General features: G+C 69.4%; 17 protein-coding genes. 6 read left to right on the top strand and 11 right to left on the bottom strand.

Annotated features, from left to right (window positions below; genetic code table 11):
* On the bottom strand, positions 1-1,359 hold the full coding sequence (locus JJQ90_RS21715) for a tyrosine-type recombinase/integrase (RefSeq protein WP_216878364.1): 1,359 nt from the start codon (positions 1,357-1,359) through the stop codon (positions 1-3).
* 313 nt (positions 1,360-1,672) lie between these two features.
* Between JJQ90_RS21715 and JJQ90_RS21710 the strand changes: the two genes are divergently transcribed.
* From JJQ90_RS21710 to JJQ90_RS21695, 4 genes are all read left to right on the top strand, one after another.
* Positions 1,673-1,915, top strand: coding sequence for a hypothetical protein (locus tag JJQ90_RS21710; RefSeq protein WP_216878363.1), 243 nt, complete (start codon positions 1,673-1,675; stop codon positions 1,913-1,915).
* The gene (locus tag JJQ90_RS21705) at positions 1,912-3,192 is read left to right on the top strand and encodes a CCA tRNA nucleotidyltransferase (RefSeq protein WP_216878362.1); all 1,281 of its coding nucleotides are present in this window, start codon (positions 1,912-1,914) and stop codon (positions 3,190-3,192) included. Before JJQ90_RS21710 ends, JJQ90_RS21705 begins: the two co-directional genes overlap by 4 nt.
* 96 nt (positions 3,193-3,288) lie before the next feature.
* Complete coding sequence (locus tag JJQ90_RS21700; protein WP_216878361.1) at positions 3,289-5,043, top strand: ABC transporter ATP-binding protein; 1,755 nt, start codon at positions 3,289-3,291, stop codon at positions 5,041-5,043.
* On the top strand, positions 5,040-5,720 hold the full coding sequence (locus JJQ90_RS21695; RefSeq protein WP_216878360.1) for a CatB-related O-acetyltransferase: 681 nt from the start codon (positions 5,040-5,042) through the stop codon (positions 5,718-5,720). Before JJQ90_RS21700 ends, JJQ90_RS21695 begins: the two co-directional genes overlap by 4 nt.
* Here JJQ90_RS21695 and JJQ90_RS21690 read toward each other — a convergent pair.
* The 9 genes from JJQ90_RS21690 to JJQ90_RS21650 all read right to left on the bottom strand — a co-directional run bounded on the left by JJQ90_RS21690 (position 5,713) and on the right by JJQ90_RS21650 (position 13,967).
* Entirely contained in the window at positions 5,713-5,952 is a 240-nt protein-coding gene (locus JJQ90_RS21690; RefSeq protein ID WP_216878359.1) for a DUF2188 domain-containing protein, read from the bottom strand. The genes JJQ90_RS21695 and JJQ90_RS21690 overlap by 8 nt on opposite strands.
* A 68-nt stretch (positions 5,953-6,020) precedes the next feature.
* Positions 6,021-6,683, bottom strand: a complete 663-nt coding sequence (locus JJQ90_RS21685) for a tyrosine-protein phosphatase (protein WP_329959495.1) — start codon at positions 6,681-6,683, stop codon at positions 6,021-6,023.
* A 51-nt stretch (positions 6,684-6,734) separates the two neighbouring features.
* A complete protein-coding gene (locus JJQ90_RS21680) occupies positions 6,735-7,355 on the bottom strand; it encodes a DedA family protein (RefSeq protein WP_216878358.1) in 621 nt (206 codons plus the stop codon).
* A 17-nt stretch (positions 7,356-7,372) separates the two neighbouring features.
* A complete protein-coding gene (locus JJQ90_RS21675; RefSeq protein ID WP_216878357.1) occupies positions 7,373-8,902 on the bottom strand; it encodes a tripartite tricarboxylate transporter permease in 1,530 nt (509 codons plus the stop codon).
* Between the two features lie 2 nt (positions 8,903-8,904).
* Positions 8,905-9,375: a tripartite tricarboxylate transporter TctB family protein gene (locus JJQ90_RS21670; protein WP_230410878.1), complete on the bottom strand. Its 471-nt coding sequence runs from the start codon at positions 9,373-9,375 to the stop codon at positions 8,905-8,907.
* Positions 9,376-9,565: 190 nt separating this feature from the next.
* Positions 9,566-10,564, bottom strand: coding sequence for a Bug family tripartite tricarboxylate transporter substrate binding protein (locus JJQ90_RS21665; RefSeq protein WP_216878356.1), 999 nt, complete (start codon positions 10,562-10,564; stop codon positions 9,566-9,568).
* 84 nt (positions 10,565-10,648) lie between these two features.
* Positions 10,649-11,179: a hypothetical protein gene (locus tag JJQ90_RS21660; RefSeq protein ID WP_216878355.1), complete on the bottom strand. Its 531-nt coding sequence runs from the start codon at positions 11,177-11,179 to the stop codon at positions 10,649-10,651.
* A 77-nt stretch (positions 11,180-11,256) separates the two neighbouring features.
* Positions 11,257-13,500, bottom strand: a complete 2,244-nt coding sequence (locus tag JJQ90_RS21655; RefSeq protein WP_216878354.1) for a xanthine dehydrogenase family protein molybdopterin-binding subunit — start codon at positions 13,498-13,500, stop codon at positions 11,257-11,259.
* 14 nt (positions 13,501-13,514) lie between these two features.
* Complete coding sequence (locus JJQ90_RS21650; RefSeq protein ID WP_216878353.1) at positions 13,515-13,967, bottom strand: (2Fe-2S)-binding protein; 453 nt, start codon at positions 13,965-13,967, stop codon at positions 13,515-13,517.
* Between the two features lie 108 nt (positions 13,968-14,075).
* Between JJQ90_RS21650 and JJQ90_RS21645 the strand changes: the two genes are divergently transcribed.
* Positions 14,076-15,152, top strand: coding sequence for a DUF6402 family protein (locus JJQ90_RS21645; protein WP_216878352.1), 1,077 nt, complete (start codon positions 14,076-14,078; stop codon positions 15,150-15,152).
* 9 nt (positions 15,153-15,161) lie between these two features.
* On the opposite strand, the gene hemF is transcribed toward JJQ90_RS21645, so the two are convergent.
* Complete coding sequence (hemF, locus tag JJQ90_RS21640; protein ID WP_216878464.1) at positions 15,162-16,061, bottom strand: oxygen-dependent coproporphyrinogen oxidase; 900 nt, start codon at positions 16,059-16,061, stop codon at positions 15,162-15,164.
* Positions 16,062-16,465: 404 nt separating this feature from the next.
* Here hemF and petA point away from each other — a divergent pair, with 404 nt between their 5' ends.
* Positions 16,466-17,041, top strand: coding sequence for a ubiquinol-cytochrome c reductase iron-sulfur subunit (gene petA, locus JJQ90_RS21635; RefSeq protein WP_216878351.1), 576 nt, complete (start codon positions 16,466-16,468; stop codon positions 17,039-17,041).
* The last annotated feature ends 13 nt before the right edge of the window (positions 17,042-17,054 follow it).

Raw genomic sequence — 17,054 nt, 5'->3', positions numbered from 1 at the left:
TTAGGGCAAGACCGCTCGCATCGACAGCGAGGCTCGCGCAAGCGAGCGGTCGGTCCGCCGAGACAGCATTTTTTGCGGTGTGCTAGAAGTCTGTTTGAGTAGACGAGGGTGCGATCCGTTCCGCTTCCGCTGCGCCGCCGCGATAACCACGGCCAGCGCTGCGCCCCATTTCTCCATGGCGGCCTTCTGCTCTGGCCACCGCTGCGCGTGCTGATAGACGCCAAGCACGCCACCGCGCGTGCCGCTCTGCCTGTGGTTCAACACCGCATCGGCCACCGGCTCGGCAACCCCGCGCTCGGCCATGAGAGAGGCGAAGGACCGGCGGAAGTCGTGCCAGGTCCAGGCCCGGAAGCCAGCAGCCTCGCCCATGTCCGCCTTCATGCCGGTCCAGGCCGTAACTTCGTTGCTGGCGCGGGGTGATGGGAAGGCAAGGCCGCTGGTCGGCTTGCCCATCGCCTTGTGTCGGGCGTGCAGCAGCGCGCGGGCCAGTGGGTGCAGCGCGATCCGGTGAGGGTCGCCGTTCTTCGTGATGGCGCCGGGCAGCGTCCACACCCCGGCTGTGAGGTCCACATCCTGCCAAGCAAGACGCGCACCCTCGCCCCGCCGCACCGGCAGCGCGATCAGCAGCCGCGCCAACTCGCCAAGCGGCGCGGGCAGCACGTCAGACGCAATCCAGAGGCGGGCGAGGTCGGGCAGCGCGACCACCCGGCGCCGTGCAGGTGGCGGCTTCGGGCGCTTGGCGCGCGGGATCGCGTCGCAAGGGTTGCTCGTCAGGTGCCCCGCGTCGCGGCACCATTCTAGGAAGCGCCCGAAGGCCCCGAACAGCATCCGCGCCGTTGCCGGCCGCGCCGCCTCCAGATGCAGCAGGCCGAGAACATCGGCGGGTGCGATTGCCGACACCGGCCGCCCCTCCAGCTTCATGCGGGCGATGGCGTTCCGCACGGCCGCCGCCTCGGCTGCCGCATGCTCGGCCGAGATAGCGCCCGATCCGCGCAAGCTCGGGCGGCCCGGCAGTGCCTTGGCGTAGCTCTCGGCCAGCTTCTCCACCGCAGCGGCACGCGCGGCGCGCGCGGCCTCACGTTCCTCCTCGCGCTCCTTCGATGGGTCCTTGCCCTTGTCCACCGCGGTCCGCAGCGCGCGCGCCTCTTTGCGCGCATCGTCCACGGTCATGGCTGGGAAGGTGCCGATCCGGTGCCAGTGCTGGCCACCGTCCAGGGCGCGATACTTGAACAGCCAGGTCCGCGCGCCGCTGCTCAGGGTGCGGAGGCCGAAGCCCGACACCTCCCGATCCCACATGAGGCCGGGGGGCGAGGTCTCGGCCGCCCGACTGGTAATGTTCGTTTCGCTGCGCTTCGGCATCGGTGCCTCCGGTTTGTTGCATATCCGAATGTGCAACCACCACGCAACCATGCAGAAGCGGCCCGGTCCATTTCGGTCCGGGGCTCAGAACACAGGAAGTAAGCCTTTTCCGTGCTTTCGGAAGTTCCGTGCGGCACCATGCTGCCCGGTGCGGCGCGCCTCGCTTGAATGGCATTCAAGAGGTCTGGGGTTCGACTCCCCATGGCTCCACCAGATTTTGAAACGCCGGCGCCCGAGTGATCGGGGCCGGCGTTTCTGTTTCCGGGTCAACCTCCCCCTGCCAGTGTAGCGGGATCGGCGGTAGCATCGCGGCATGGCCATTCTCCTGTTGTTGCTGCCCCTGCTCGCTTGGCTGTTCTGGCGCTGGTTCCGGCCCGAGGGCGGGCGGCCGCCCCGCTGGGCGGTGATCCTGCTGGCGATCGCGGTGGTGATCGGCGCAAGCGCAGCGCTGTTCGTACGGCTGACGGAGGAGGATGTGGTGGGCGGCGTCTACGTGCCGCCCAGCCTCGGCCCGGATGGCCGCGTGCTGCCCAGCCGCATCGAGGGGGGACGTTGAGCGACCCGCCGCAGGACCATCTGCCGCCCCCCGCCTTCCTGGCCGACCCCGCCCCGGCCGCGGTGCTGGCCGCGCTGCCCGGGGCGCGGGCCGTGGGCGGCTGCGTGCGGGACGCGCTGGCGGGGCGCGCGGTGCATGACGTGGACGTCGCCGCGCCCTTCCCGCCGGAGGTCATCGCCCAGAGGCTGCGCGAGGCCGGGCTGAAGGTGTTCGAGACCGGCCTCGCCCATGGCACCGTCACCGCCGTGCTGCGCCACCAGCCGGTGGAGGTCACCGCGCTGCGCCGCGACGTCGTCACCGATGGCCGCCATGCCGAGGTCGCCTGGACCACCGATTGGCGGGAGGACGCGGCACGGCGCGACTTTACGTTCAATGCCATGTCGATGGACGCCCGGGGCCATCTCTGGGACTTCTTCGGCGGCCGCGCGGACCTCGCGGCGGGGCGGGTGCGCTTCGTGGGCGATGCGGCGACGCGGCTGGCCGAGGATTTTCTGCGCGCCCTGCGGTTCTTCCGCTTCTGGGCGCGCTACGGCCAGGGCGCGCCGGATGCCGAGGCGTTGGCCGCCATCACCGCCGCCGTGCCGGGGCTGGTGGCGCGGGTGGCACCCGAGCGCATCTGGATGGAGCTGAAGCGGCTGCTGGAGGCGCCCGATCCGGTCGGCGCGCTGGAGCTGATGGCCGGTGTGGGGCTGCTGGCGGCGGTGCTGCCGGAGGGCGCGGAGCCCGGCCGCCTCGCGCGCATGATCCCGCACGGCCTGCCGGGCGATCCGCTGCTGCGCCTCGCCGTGCTGCTGCCGCTTTCGGCCGATGTTTCCGCAATCGCCCGCCGGCTGCGCCTGTCCGGCGAGGAGCGCGAGAGGCTCACCGTGCTGCGCCGGATCGAGGCGGCGCCGAGGCCCGGCGATGCCATGCGGGGCTACCACTTCCGCGCCTGGCGCGCCCAGGTCCGTGCCGCCTCCCGCCATGTCATGCCCGTGGAACCGCTCTGGGTGGCGCAGGCGGAGCTGGGCGGCGAGGGCTGGGCCGAACTGCGCAACCGGCTGTCGCCCGACGAGGCCGATCCGGAATTTCCCGTGCAGGGCCGGGACCTGCTGGCGCGCGGCGTGCCGCCGGGACCGGCCATGGGCCAGATACTCGGACGTTTGCGGCAAGCCTGGATCGACAGCGACTGCACCCTGGACCAGCAGGCCCTGCTGGCGCAGGCGAAAAATCCCGGGACGGCGGACGGGACCGCCGCCCCGGAAGGCATTGCACCGAGAGATGCGCCAGGGTCCTGACCCTCTGGTGCGACCGGAACAAACAAAGAACTATCACCCCCCGGCCGATTCGCAAAGCCCCTCGCCTCCCGCCCGCCGCTGCTCTACAGGGCGCGCATGGCCCGCCCTGCCTTCGATGCCGCCTCCCTGCCCCTGATCCGCCGGCTCTGGCGCGATTTCATCCGCCAGCACCCGCGCGGGCTGCTGGTGGCGACGCTGTGCACCATCGGCGTCGCCGCCACCGCCGCGCTCTATCCGCTGGTGATCCAGCAGGCCTTCGACCGCTTCGCCGCCGGCGATGCCCGCGTCGCCTGGGTGCTGCCGCCGCTGATCATCGCCGTCACCGCCGCCCGCGCGCTGGCGCTGTATGGCAAGGCGCTGGCCACGCAATCCGTGGTGCTGGGCGTCATCGCCGACCTCCAGCAACGCCTGTTCGTCGCGCTGACCCGCGCCGACCTGGCCGCCGTGGCCCGCGACGCCCCGGCCCGCCACGCCGCCCGCTTCACCACCGATGCGGCCCTGATCCGGGAGGCGCTGTCCAAGGCGCTTGGCGGGGTGGCGGATGTGCTGACCGTGGTCGGGCTGGTGGGGTCCATGATGTGGATCGACTGGCAGATGGCGATGCTGGCCTTCCTGCTCTACCCGATCGCCGCCGTGCCGATTCTCCGCATTGGCAAGCGCATCCGCCGCGCCTCCTCCGGCATGCAGGACCGGGTGGGGGAGACCTCCGCCCTGTTGGTCGAGAGTTTCGCCGCCGCCCGCGTGGTGCGCTCCTACCGGATGGAGGCTTCGGAGGAAGCGCGCGCCAACATCGCCTTCACCCGGCTGCGCGACAGCCAGATCGCCATCGCCCGGTCGCGCGCCCGGCTGGACCCGGTGCTGGAGGCATTGGGTGGCGTCGCGGTGGCGGCCGTGCTGGGCTTCGTCGGCTGGCGGGTGGCCGCCGGCCTCGGCACCATCGGCGACTTCACCGGCTTCGTCGCGGCGCTGCTGATGGCGGCGCAGCCGGTGCGGGCGCTGGGCAGCCTGAACGCGGCCTTGCAGGAGGGCCTCGCCGGCCTGTCCCGCAGTTTTGACGCCATCGACGAGAAGGCCCGCATCACCGACCGCCCCGGCGCCGCCCCCCTGCCGCCGGGCGAGGGCGCCGTCGCCTTCGAGGATGTGGGCTTCGCCTATGACGGCGTGCCGGATGCCGCCCTCTCCGGCCTGACCTTCGGGGCCGCGCCTGGGCGGACGGTGGCGCTGGTGGGTCCTTCCGGCGCGGGAAAATCCACCGCGCTGGCCCTGGTGCCACGCCTCTATGACGTGACGGCGGGCCGCATCCGGATCGATGGCGCGGATATCCGGGACGTCACCCTGGCCAGCCTGCGCGACGCCATCGCCTATGTCGGCCAGGACGCGGTGCTGTTCGACGATACCGCCTTCGCCAATATCGCCTGCGGCCGCCCCGGCGCGACCCAGGCGGAGGTGGAGGATGCGGCCCGCGCGGCGGCGGCGCATGACTTCCTGGCCGCCCTGCCAGCGGGCTATGCGACGCCGCTCGGCACCCAGGGATCGCGGCTTTCGGGCGGCCAGCGCCAGCGCGTCTCGCTCGCCCGCGCCTTGCTGCGCAATCCCCGCGTGCTGCTGCTGGACGAGGCAACCAGCGCCCTGGATGCGGAGAATGAGTCGCTGGTCCAGCAGGCCCTCGCCCGGCTGCGCGAAGGCCGCACCACCCTGGTCATCGCCCATCGCCTGTCCACCGTGCGCGATGCCGATCTGATCGTGGTGATGGAGGCCGGCCGCGCGGTGGAGCAGGGCACGCATGCGGAGCTGATGGCGGCCGACGGCCTCTATGCCCGCCTGGTGCGCACGCAGGCCTTCGCCGCATGAGGTCGAAGGCGGAAGCCGCGGCGCTGCCGGACCCCGATGCGCTGCATCCGGTGCCGAACAAGCCACGCATCGTGTTCCTGAAGCCGCTGCTGGCCACCATGCCCGGCATCACCAACTGCGCGATGGGCGACTTCACCTATTACGACGACCCGCTGCACGCGCTGGATTTCTTCCGCCGCAACCTGCTCTACAATTTCCAGGTCAGCGGGGCGCGGCTGGAGATCGGCCGGTACTGCGCCATCGCCACCGGGGCGCGCTTCATGTTTCCCGATGCGATGCATGCGATGGAGGGTCCCTCCACCTACCCCTTCGGCATTCTGGGCGGCGCTTTTGCGAGTGCGCTGCCGCTGTCCGACTATCCCTGGCGCCCGGCACGGGACACGGTGGTGGGCCACGATGTCTGGTTGGGGATGGAGGCGACGGTGATGCCGGGCGTGCGCATCGGCCATGGCGCGGTGGTGGGCGCGCGGGCCGTGGTGGCCCGCGACGTGCCGGATTACGCGGTGGTCGCCGGCAACCCGGCCCGGGTGGTGCGCCGCCGCTACAACGAGGACGACGCGGCGCGGCTGGTGGCGCTGGCCTGGTGGGACTGGCCGGCGGCGCGGGTGGCGAAGGCCATACCCATCCTCGCCAAGGGCGGCGTCGCGGCGCTGGAGGATTTTTCCGCCGCTACGTGACGACGTCGGCATCCGGCCGATCATCGCCGGCGGAGAACTCCGTATGCCATTGGCCCTCGGCGTCCTGGTATTCAATGGTCGCGGCATTGTCCGGCACATGCTGCTGCTGTGCGACGTGACGGGCGGCCTTCAGCGCCGCCTCGCGGCTGGCAAAGGGCTCAGAGAAGACGTCGCCCAGCTTGTAGGCCCAGCCGCCATCATGTTCGACGACGCGGTAGTGGATGCGGTCCATCAGCGATCTCCCGATGCCTGCAATCAATGCGCCGGGGGATGCGCGGGTTCCCCGGCGCCCAAGGCCGGCTACTCCCGCCGCAGCACCCCATCCACCAGCCGGTCGGCCCAGGGGCGGCTCTGGAAGGTCGCGCGCAGCGCTGCCTCGTCGTAATCCTGGCGCAGCCAATCCAGGAACGGTTTCGGGCCGTGTGCCGCCTGGAAGGCCGCATAGTCGCGAAAAAAGGCATCCAGGATGCCGGTGCGGCTGGCGGCGACATGGCCGAAGCGCCAGTGCAGCTGGTCCAGCGCCGCCTCCACCGGCCGGCCCTGAAGCAGCAGCCAGACGCCGGCGATCAGGCCGGTGCGGTCGGCGCCGGATTTGCAGTGGATCAGCAGCGGCTCCGGCACCTCGGCCAGCAGGTCGACCAGGCGCAGGATGCGGTCCTTATGCGGCGCGCCGCGGCTCTCGAAGGGGGCATCGGCATGCACCAGGCCAAGCTCCCCCGCCCGCGCCCGGCCCAGCGCGTCGCTGCCGCAGTCCTGCCGGTGGCCACGCAGGTTGATGACGCTGCGCAGGCCAAAGCGGCGCTTGGCCGCATCCAATTGCCAGGGCAGCGGGTGGTTCGACCGATACAGCCGGCCGGGCTCCACCACGCCCCAATTGCGCCACGGGATGCGCAGCGCCGCATGATCGACGAACAGGCTGTTGATCCAGGCGGCGCGGCGCCCGTTGGCGGAGGAGAGGTTCACCGCGCCGGTATGGCGCGTGCCGCGCCGGATGGCCAGAAGGGGTCCCGAAGGTCAGCGCGGCAGGCTGGCCCGCGCCCAGGCCGCCCGCAGTGCCAGCCAGGTGGCGATGACACCGAGCGCGAACAGCAGGAGCAGCAGCACATCGCCCTGGTCGGCCAGCAGCGTCGTCAGATGGCCGGCCGCCGTGCCGGGCATCAGCACCACCGGCGCCCAGAGCAGGGCAGAGCCGACATTCGCCGCCTGGAAGCGCCACTGCCGCATCCGGGTGACGCCGGCGATGATGGGCGCCACCGCGCGCAGCGGGCTGATGAAACGGGCGATGAACACCGCCCAGATGCCCCAGCGCCGGAAGGCCAGAACACCGCGGCCATACATCCGCCGGTGCCGTTTCGGCAGGTGCTGCCGCACGAAGGCCGGGCCAAGCCAGCGCGACAGCCAGAAGCCCAGCGCATCGCCCAGGATGGCGCCGAAGATGGTGGCCAGCAGCACCGGCCAGACCGGCACCGTGCCGCTGCCGATCAGCAGGCCCAGCCCCAGCAGCAGGGCGGAGCCGGGCAGGAAGATGCCGATCAGCGGCAGCGATTCGATGAAGGCGATGCCGAAGGCGATGACGGGCGCCCAGGCGGCATTCGCCTCCACCCAGGCCACCATCGGGGCGATGAACTGCTCCATGCCGCCGGCCCCGCCGCTCAGCCCTCCGCCGCCTTGGCCTGGGCGCGCAGCCGCGAGGCGGCGCTGACGCCCCTGATGCTGGCATAGATCGCCCAGAGCAGCAGGATCGCCGTCACCCCCAGGAAGCTGGCGCTGATCGGCCGTTCGTAGAACACGGCCAGGTCACCGCGCGACAGCAGCATGGCCCGGCGCAGATGTTCCTCCATCAACGGGCCAAGGATGAAGCCCAGCAGCAGCGGCGCCGGCTCGAACTTCAGCTTGATCATGACGTAGCCGAGCACGCCGAAGGCCATCACCACCAGCACGTCGAAGTAGCTGTTGTTGATGCTGAAGACACCGATGCAGATGAACAGCAGGATGGCCGGATACAGGATGGAATAGGGAATCCGCAGCATCCGCACCCACAGCCCGATCAGCGGGATGTTCAGGATCAGCAGCATGATGTTGCCGAGCCAGAAGCTGGCGATCAGCCCCCAGAACAGCTCGGGATATTCCGTCATCAGCCGCGGCCCGGGCTGGATGCCCTGGATGATGAGCGCGCCCAGCATCAGCGCCATCACGGAATCGCCCGGGATGCCGAGGGTGAGGGTTGGGATGAAGGCGGTCTGGGCGGCGGCGTTGTTGGCCGATTCCGGGGCGGTGATGCCCTCGATCGCGCCCTTGCCGAAGCGGGACGGATCCTTGGCGACCTTCTTCTCCACCGCATAGGACATGAAGGAGGCGATGGTGCCGCCCGCGCCCGGCAGCGCGCCGAAGAAGCTGCCGACGCCGGTGCCGCGCAGCATCGGCTTCCAGGAGGCCTTCCAGTCGGCCTTGGTCGGCATCATCGACCGCATGGTGATCTTCTGGGCCGCGACCTCGGCATTGGTGACGCGCCCGATGGAGCCGATCACCTCCGCCACGCCGAAGATGCCCATGGCGATGGCGACCAGGCTGACGCCATCGGACAGATAGGGCACATCGAAGGTGAAGCGCTGCTGGCCGGTCTGCACATCGGTGCCGACCATGCCAAGGCACAGGCCGAACAGCACCATGGCGATGCCCTTGGCCGGCGAGCCCTGGGCCAGCGTGGCGGCGGCCACCAGGCCCAGCAGCATCATGGCGAAGTAGTCCGCCGGGCCGAAGGAAAGCGCCACCTCCGACAGCTTGGGCGCGAACAGCGTCAGGATGACGATGCCGAGGCTGGCGCCGACGAAGGAGGCGATGGTGGTCATGAACAGTGCGACGCCGGCCCGGCCCTGCTTGGCCATCGGATAGCCGTCGAGACAGGCGACGGCGGCGGACGGCGTGCCCGGCAGGTTCAGCAGGATCGACGCGGTGGAGCCACCATAGGAGGCGCCGTAATAGATGCCCGCCAGCATGATGATCGCGGTGGTCGCCGGCACGTGGAAGGTCAGCGGCAGCAGCATGGAGATGGTGGCGAGCGCCCCGATGCCCGGCAGCACACCGATGAAGGTGCCGAGGAAGACGCCGAGGAAGCAGTAGAACAGGTTTTCGGGCGTGAGGGCGGTGGCGAAGCCCATCCCGAGCATGCCGAGGACTTCCATGCTCAGTAGCTCCACCAGCGGAAGGCAGGCACGGGAATGCCGAGCCCCTTCGTGAAGACCAGGACGGCCATGACGGACAGCGCCGCGGCGAGGATGGCCGTGCGCAGCCAGCGCTGCTTCTGCTCGGCCAGGGCGACGACGAAGACCAGCGCCACGGTGGCCGGCACCAGGCCGGCGGGCTCGATCAGGAAAGCAAAGGACAGGCCGCCGGCAATGATGGCCAGAAGAGGCCGAATGGCCGGGACCGGCATCTCACCCTTGCGGAAGAAAGCCGGGACCAGAATCAGCAGGCCGAACAGAGCATTCAGCAGACCAAGCCCCGCTGGAAAGGCACCCGGACCCATTCGGCGAAGCTCACCGAGATTGTAATGATTCTGCGCGTGCCACAGGAACCAGAGGCCGAAGATCAGGAGCAGTGATCCCCCGATGATATCCGTCCAGTCTCTCCTCTGCATCCCCTCGACCTCTCCCAATGCTTGTATCCCGGCGATGTTCCCGCCGGGCCGCGCTCCGTGACACATTGCTCAAATATTGCAAGACAGAAAGCTTGGACGCAATGACCCGCATCCGTCCAGGGCGTTGCGGCGCATGAAGAGCCGCGGTCAAAAAAAAGCGCGCGGCCCTGCGGCCGCGCGCCTTCCGGTCAGGATGGGTGAGAGGAGGCTATTCGAGGCGGGCGCCGGAGATCCGCACCACCTCGCGCCACATCGGACGCTCCCGCGCCGCGCGCTCGGCGGCCTGTTCCGGCGTGCCGTAGAGGGCGCGGGCGCCGGTGCGCAGGAAGCGTTCCTGCATCGCCTGGGTCTCCGACACCTCCTTGATCGCGGCCGCCGCACGCTGGGTGATGGCGGACGGAACGCCGGCCGGGAAGGCCATGGCGCACCAGGAGGTGACGACGAAATCGGGCACCCCGGCCTCCGCCATCGTCGGCACGTCCGGCAGGGTCGGCCAGCGCTCGGCGCTGGTCACGGCCAGCGCGCGCATCTGGCCGCTGGCGATGATGGGGACATAGGAGGCGAGGTTGTCGAGCGCGAAGGTGATGTCGCCACCCAGCAGCGCCGGAATCGTCTGCGCCGCGCCGCGGAAGGGCACATGCACGCCCTCGATCCCCAGCCGGTTGATGAACATGGAGCCCGAGAGATGCGGCGTGGTGCCAACCCCCGGCGAGCCGTAATTCACCCCACCCTGCTTCGTCTTGGCCCAGGTGATGAAGTCCTGCAGATTGGTCGCCGGCACATGCGCCGTCGGCACCGCCAGCACATTGGGCAGTTCCCAATGCATGGAGATCGGCGAGATGTCCTTTTCCGGATCATAGGGCAGGCGGGCATAGAGATACTGGTTGATCGACCAGCCGCCCACCGTCACCGGGCCCATCGTATAGCCATCCGGCGTGCTTTTCGCGATCTGGTCATGGCCGATATTGCCGCCGGCGCCGGGCCGGTTCTCGATCACGAAGGGCTGGCCCAGCTTCTGGGAGAGCTGTTCGGCAACCAGGCGGGCCAGCACGTCGGTGGACCCGCCCGGCGGCCAGGGCACGATCACGCGCACGGGGCGGGCGGGCCATTGCGACTGCCCCAGAGCAGGGGAGGCGAGCGGCGGAAGGGTGGCGGCGAAGGGCGCGCCAAGCGTCGTGCCCAGCAGGGCGCGGCGGCTGATGGTCATTTCTTAGTGTCTCCTGGACGTGTCGACCGGGCGAGGATACCGCCCGGAAAGGGCGGAGGCTACAGCCTCGCGCCCTGATCCCATTCAGGCGTCCCGGCGCGCCTGGTTGTTCCGGGTGGCCTGGGAAATGCTGCCGATCGCACGCGGGTCCGGGCCGGGATGCACCTCCATGGGACTGGTATCCTGCATGCCCTTGCCGGCGGTGCGGCCCGGTTGCGGATGGTGCGGCTTCTGCGCCTGGCGGCGCGCCAGGGCCTGGCGCAGCGCCGCCGTGTTGCGTTCCGCCTGCCGTGTCGCGCGGCGTTCCTGCCGAACCTCCGACTTCCGGGCGAATTGCGCGTTCACCCGGCGCAGCGCCGCGGCAAAGGCCTGCTTCTTCTGCAACAGCTTCTCCGCCGCACTCGCCGCGCCCCGGGCATCGCCCTTGCCCCGACGGGCGCGGCTGGCTTCGCGCACCAGATCGCGGGCACGGCCATGTTCGGTGCGCAGGCGCTGCGCCAAGGCACGCAGATCATCGGGGGACAGCTCGGCCAATGCCGGGTGGTGGCTCGGCGCCACCAACTGCGACTCCTCATGCGAGAGCAGGCGCTGCTCTTCTTTCCGGGTGATGGCCATGGTCACACTCCTCCAGACAAATGGAGAGATTGTAACGCATGACGCGCCTTCAAGGTTGCAGAATTGTTATCTGCGCCTCAGGCTTCCCCCAACCGATGTTTGCCGAAGGGCAGGCTGCGCAGCCGCCGTCCGGTCAAGGCCGCCACCGCATTGGCCACCGCCGGGGGCACGCCGGGCGTGCCGGGTTCCCCCACCCCGCCCATCGGCGCGCCGCTTTCGACGATCCGCACATGCACCTTCGGCATCTCCGCCCGCGACAGGATGCGGTAGCTGTCGAAATTGCGCTGCTGCGGCTGGCCACCCTCGAAGACCACCTCCTCGAAGGCCGCCGAGGACAGGCCGATGCAGGCCGCACTTTCCACCTGCGCCTTGATGATGGCGGGGTTCACGATGCTGCCGGGATCGATGGCGACGAAGATGTCGTGCACCAGCACCTCCCCCTCCCGCAGCGACACCTCCGCCACCGTCGCGACCTCCGACCCGAAGGGAGAGGCCATGGCGAGGCCCCGCGCCCGGCGCGTGCCGTCCGCCGCCTGATAGGGACCGCGCCGCCAGCCGCCGGACAGCTCCATCACCGCATCCAGCAGCGCCAGATGGCGCGGGGATTCGGCCAGATGGGCGCGCCGGAACGCCAGGGGGTCGGCGCCGGCGGCTTCCGCCACCTCATCCAGGAAGGACTCATAGAAAAAATCGTTCATGGAATGGCCGACGGAGCGCCAGAAGCCGATATTGACCGGATGCGGCACATGCACCCAGTCCACCCGCCGGTTCGGGATGGCATAGGGCTTGAACGCCACACCCTCCACCGCCGAGGTGTCGAGCGGCGGGGTTCCAAGCCGCGCCGTCCCGAAATGTTTGGCGACAGGCCCCTCACCGGGCACCGTCGCGTGGAAGGCGACGATCCTGCCGGCGGCATCCAGCCCAGCCCGCAGGCGCGCCATGCTCAGCGGACGATAGGCATCCCGGGCGAATTCCTCCTCCCGCGTCCAGATCACCTTCACCGGCCGCTCCACCGCCCGGGCCAGGCGGATGGCCTGGTTCATCGGGTGGATGCTGCCATAGGTGAAATGCCGGCCGAAGAAGCCGCCCAGCAGCGGGGTGTGGATGCGGATCTTCTCCTCGGCCAGCTCCGATTCCCGCGCCGCGATGGACCGGAAGGCCTCCGGCGACTGGTTCGGCGTCCAGACATCCAGAGTGCCGTCCGCGTTGAAGCGCACGGTGGCGGAGGGCGGCTCCAACTGCGCATGGGCGAGGTAGGGCGCGTCGTAATCCGCCGTCACCACCTTGGCGGCGCCCCGCAGGGCGGTGGCGGCATCGCCCTGCATGTCCCGCGCCGGATTGCCGGGCGCATCGGCCTGGGTGCGCAAGGCCTCCAGCATGCCGGGCGAGGAGAAATCCTCCGCCACCACGGGCTGGCCGCTGAGAGCGGTCCAGGCGATCTCGGCCGCCGCCGCCGCCTTGCGGGCACGCCAGAAACTGTCGGCGAGCACGGCCACGGCGCCGGGCAGGCGGTGGACGGAGTGCACGCCGGGCATCGCCTTCAGCGCGGCCTCGTTCAGCACCTCCCCGGGCTCGGCGCCGGCGCGGGGGGCGTGGATGACCGCGCCCTGAAGCATGCCGTCGACGCGAATATCGATGCCGTATTGCGCCTGGCCCGTGCTCTTGGCGCGGGTGTCGAGGCGTTTCTGGGGCGTGCCGATCAGGCGGAAGGCGCCGGTCCTGGGCTCGGCGTCGCCGGGCACCGGCAGGGCGGCGGCGGCCTCCGCAAGCTCGCCATAGGGGATGCGGCGCGAGGAGGCCGCATGGACGACGAAGCCCGGCTCCGTCGTCAGCTCGCCCAACGGCACGCCCAGCCGCTGCGCGCCCGCCGCCAGCAGCATCGCCCGCGCGGTGGCCCCCAGGACGCGGAAATGGGCAAAGGTGTTGCGTATCGAAAAACTGCCGCCGGTGACGCGGCGGGTGCCATTGAACAGCACCTGGTAGTCCGCGCCGGCGGGTGCCGTCTGCACCTCGAAGGCGGCGAGGTCGGCATCCAGCTCCTCCGCCACGATCTGGGCGACCGCGGTGTGGATTCCCTGCCCGCCCTCCGCGAAGGGGTTTTGCAGCAGGATGCGGCCATCGGGGCGGATGGTCAGGTAGGAGGGCACCTTGCGGGCATGTGCCAGCCCGCCCATGGCCTGGGCGCGGGCCGGGCGCTGCGGGATGCCGAGCGCCAGCAGCAGCCCGCCCCCCAAGGCGGCGGCGAGCGTCGCGCGGCGGGACAGGTTCAGCGGCGCGTCCCCCTGAAGGGCGGCCGCCAGCGCATCGTCAGGACGGGTCATGGCCGGTTCGCCCCTCATGCCGCATCCGCCGCCTGGCGGATGCCGGCGGCGATCATGTTGTAGGTGCCGCAGCGGCAGAGATTGGTCATCGCGCCGGCGATATCCGCCTCGCTCGGCTTCGGGGTTTCCTTCAGCAAAGCGGTGGCCGCCATCAACTGGCCGGACTGGCAATAGCCGCATTGCGGCACATCCAGCGCCACCCAGGCGCTGACCAGCCGGGCACCGACCGGGTCCTGTTCCACCGCCTCGATGGTCGTGATGGCCTGCCCGGCGACGCTGTCCACCGGCACCTGGCAGGACCTCATGGCCATGCCATCCACCAGCACCGTGCAGGCGCCGCACTGCGCGACGCCGCAGCCGTATTTCGTGCCGGTCAGGCCGAGCGTGTCGCGCAGCACCCAGAGCAGCGGGGTGTCATCCTCCACCTCCAGCTGGTGTGCCGTGCCGTTGACGGTGATCTGGACCATTGAGGGGCTCCTGCTGCCGTCGCCACCGCGCGCCAGAATGCGCGAAGTCTCGCGTGACGGGGACCGCTTGTCGAGATTTTCGCGCCCGGATGCGCGATTGACGGGACTATGCCGCAACGCTTTGATGTCGAAATGTTCAGACTCACCGAAATCCCCGAAATCATGCTTGCGCAGAACCCGCCTTGGACAGTCGCGGCTGCCTTGCAGAAGCGATGGTTCGGTGGGGCTCCGCAAATCTATCCGGCGGTCGGCGAGCCCGACACGACAACCGTAACGATGAAATGGCTGCTCGGCCACGACCGCATGAAGTCATTTTATGATGAAAACATCATCACGCCAAGAATTTGGCAAACACCGAACAGCGAAGCGATTCTGGTCAAGCGACTGCGAGACCAGGGTGCAATCCCAGCGACCGGAAGGACGGTGACTTTCGGCAATATTTGCGCGCCCACCAACATTCTGGAGAAATCCTATTTCCAGAGCTTGGCGTATAAAACCAATAAATTGAAAGATCCCCTGGACGACGTATTTGGTGCGCTCGGGAGCTTCAATTTCCGATTCCTTGCTTCGGGCCGACTGGAAAAACTCAACAACACAAACTGCGTCGTCACCGTAGAGAGCGTAAGAGTCTACATTCAAGACAAGTACGATTTCGATGGATTTCAATGGCTGGGCTGTTGGAGCAAGCTACTTAATTCTGTTCAGAAACTCCCAAGCCCCTTACATACTTCGCTCACAAATTATGACTACGCCCTGTGGCGCAAGATTCATGGCAAGGGCGGCGATTTCCTCGTCTATTCCGACACGATGCTGATCCCCGAAGCGACTCCCTGGTCCTTCAGGGCCAACCTCCCAGGGTCATTTCTCGACACCCCGATCTGGTCACCGCTGGCACCAGCGAGCACCCCTCTGCAATCACCCTGGATGACCACTCCGCCCCCCGGCGCCCGCCGCATTGTCACGGAGCCAGGCGACACCCTTTCAGGGCTCGCCGCGACTTATTATTCGGATTGGCGCTATTGGCCGCTCATCTGGGATCAGAATCGCGCCGTGATCGGCCCCCTGCCCTCCACACTCGCCACCGGCCTGACCCTGGAACTCGCGTCATTGCACGGCTTCTCCGAAGCGGTGCTGGACGGTGCCAAAAGACGGGCGCCGAAATGGAAGAACAACGAGATACGGTGAACGCGGCGATCAGGGCCAGCCGGTCTCCGGCGGCAGCGACATCAGGATGGCCTCCACATTGCCGCCGGTCTTCAGCCCGAAGATGGTGCCGCGGTCATACAGCAGGTTGAATTCCACGTAGCGGCCGCGGCGCATCAGCTGGTGGGCGCGCTCGGCCTCGGTCCAGGGCTCGTGCATCCGCTGGCGGACGATGGCGGGATAGGCTTCCAGGAAGGCCAGGCCGACATCCTTGGTGAAGGCGAAATCGGCCTCGATCCCATGGCCCGGGGTGCGGTCGCCCAGCCAGTCGTAGAAGATGCCGCCCAGCCCGCGCGGCTCGTTGCGGTGCGGCAGGAAGAAATACTCGTCGCACCATTGCTTGAAGCGCGGGTAGTAGCTGGGGTCGTGGCGGTCGCAGGCGGCCTTGTAGGCGGCGTGGAAGACCTCCGCATCCGCCAGGCTGTGCGGCGCGGCGTGGTCCATCGGCGTGATGTCGCCGCCGCCGCCGAACCAGGCGCGGGTGGTGACGATGAAGCGGGTGTTCATATGCACCGCCGGCACCCGGGGGCTGCGCTGATGCGCGACCAGCGAGATGCCGGTGGCCAGGAAGCGCGGATCGGCCTCCGCCCCCGGGATCTGCTTGCGGAATTCGGGGGAGAATTCGCCGAAGACGGTGGAGACGTTCACCCCCACCTTCTCGAACACCCGCCCCTTCATCACGGACATCACCCCGCCGCCGCCCTCCGGCCGGTCCCAGGCGGTGCGCTGGAAGCGGCCGGCGGGCAGGGCGGCATGGGGGCCGCTGGCCAACTCGTCCTCGATCGCCTCGAATTCCGCGCAGATCCGGTCGCGCAGCTCCTCGAACCAGGCCCGGGCGGGGGGCAGCATCGGGTGGTCGGCGGGGGCGGCGCCCGGGGCGGGGCTGGACATGGGCGGCTGGTCGGTCATGGCGGCGGGTCCTCGGCTGGCGCCTCTCGGCTGGGCGCGCAAGGCGTGAAGATTGGCAGGGGGTTAACCGGATGGCGACCCTGGCGACACGCCGCGTGGCTTTCGCGCCAAAGCATTGGTGTTCCGGCGCAACAGCGGATGGACACCGCCACAACCCACCCTTTATATGCGGCGCAGCGCCATTTCGGCAGCCGAGGCCTGAGCGCCCGTCGCGCAAGCGTCGGCACCCCCTCGACCCTCCGGGCTGGCGCAGAGTGTTTCGCGGCGATGCGGGTCGCCTGGCGGTCTCATCGGACTGGCAAATGACCCCGAAGGCGGCTCCAGCCGCTCCAGGGTCCGGCCGGTTCGGTCGGCCCCGTGAGCGGCAGGCGGAAAAGGACGACGAGATGGCCGAGACAATGGTGCCCGCCGGGGCATCGCAGGGTGCCGGGCACGGTTCTGCGCCCGTTGGCGAGACACGGCGCGATTTCCTGACCTTGAGCACGGCCGCCTTCGCGGCGGTCGGCGTGGGTGCCGTGGTGTGGCCCTTCATCAGCTCCATGAACCCCGCACGGGACGTGCTGGCGCTTGCCTCCACCGAGGTGGATCTGACGCCGATCGCGGTCGGCCAGGCGGTCACCGTGGTCTGGCGCGGCAAGCCGGTTTTCGTGCGCCACCGCACGCCCGAGGAGATCGAGGTCGCACGGGCGACGCCGCTGTCCCAGTTGAAAGACCCCGCGACGGACCAGAGCCGCGTACAGCGCGAAGGCTGGCTGGTCGTGGTCGGCGTCTGCACCCATCTGGGTTGCGTGCCGCTCGGCCAGAAGCCGACGGATGCCAAGGGTGATTACAATGGCTGGTTCTGCCCCTGCCATGGCAGCCATTACGACACCTCGGGCCGAATCCGGGTGGGTCCCGCACCGCTGAACCTTGCGGTTCCGGACTACAGCTTCACATCCGACACGCAAATCCGGATCGGCTGAGGGCGGCTGGGTG

The sequence above is a fragment of the Falsiroseomonas oleicola genome (genome assembly GCF_019029495.1).
Classification (GTDB): Bacteria; Pseudomonadota; Alphaproteobacteria; order Acetobacterales; family Acetobacteraceae; genus Falsiroseomonas; species Falsiroseomonas oleicola.
The sequence above is the reverse complement of the archived record's forward strand: the minus strand, read 5'-3'. Positions and strand labels throughout refer to the sequence as shown.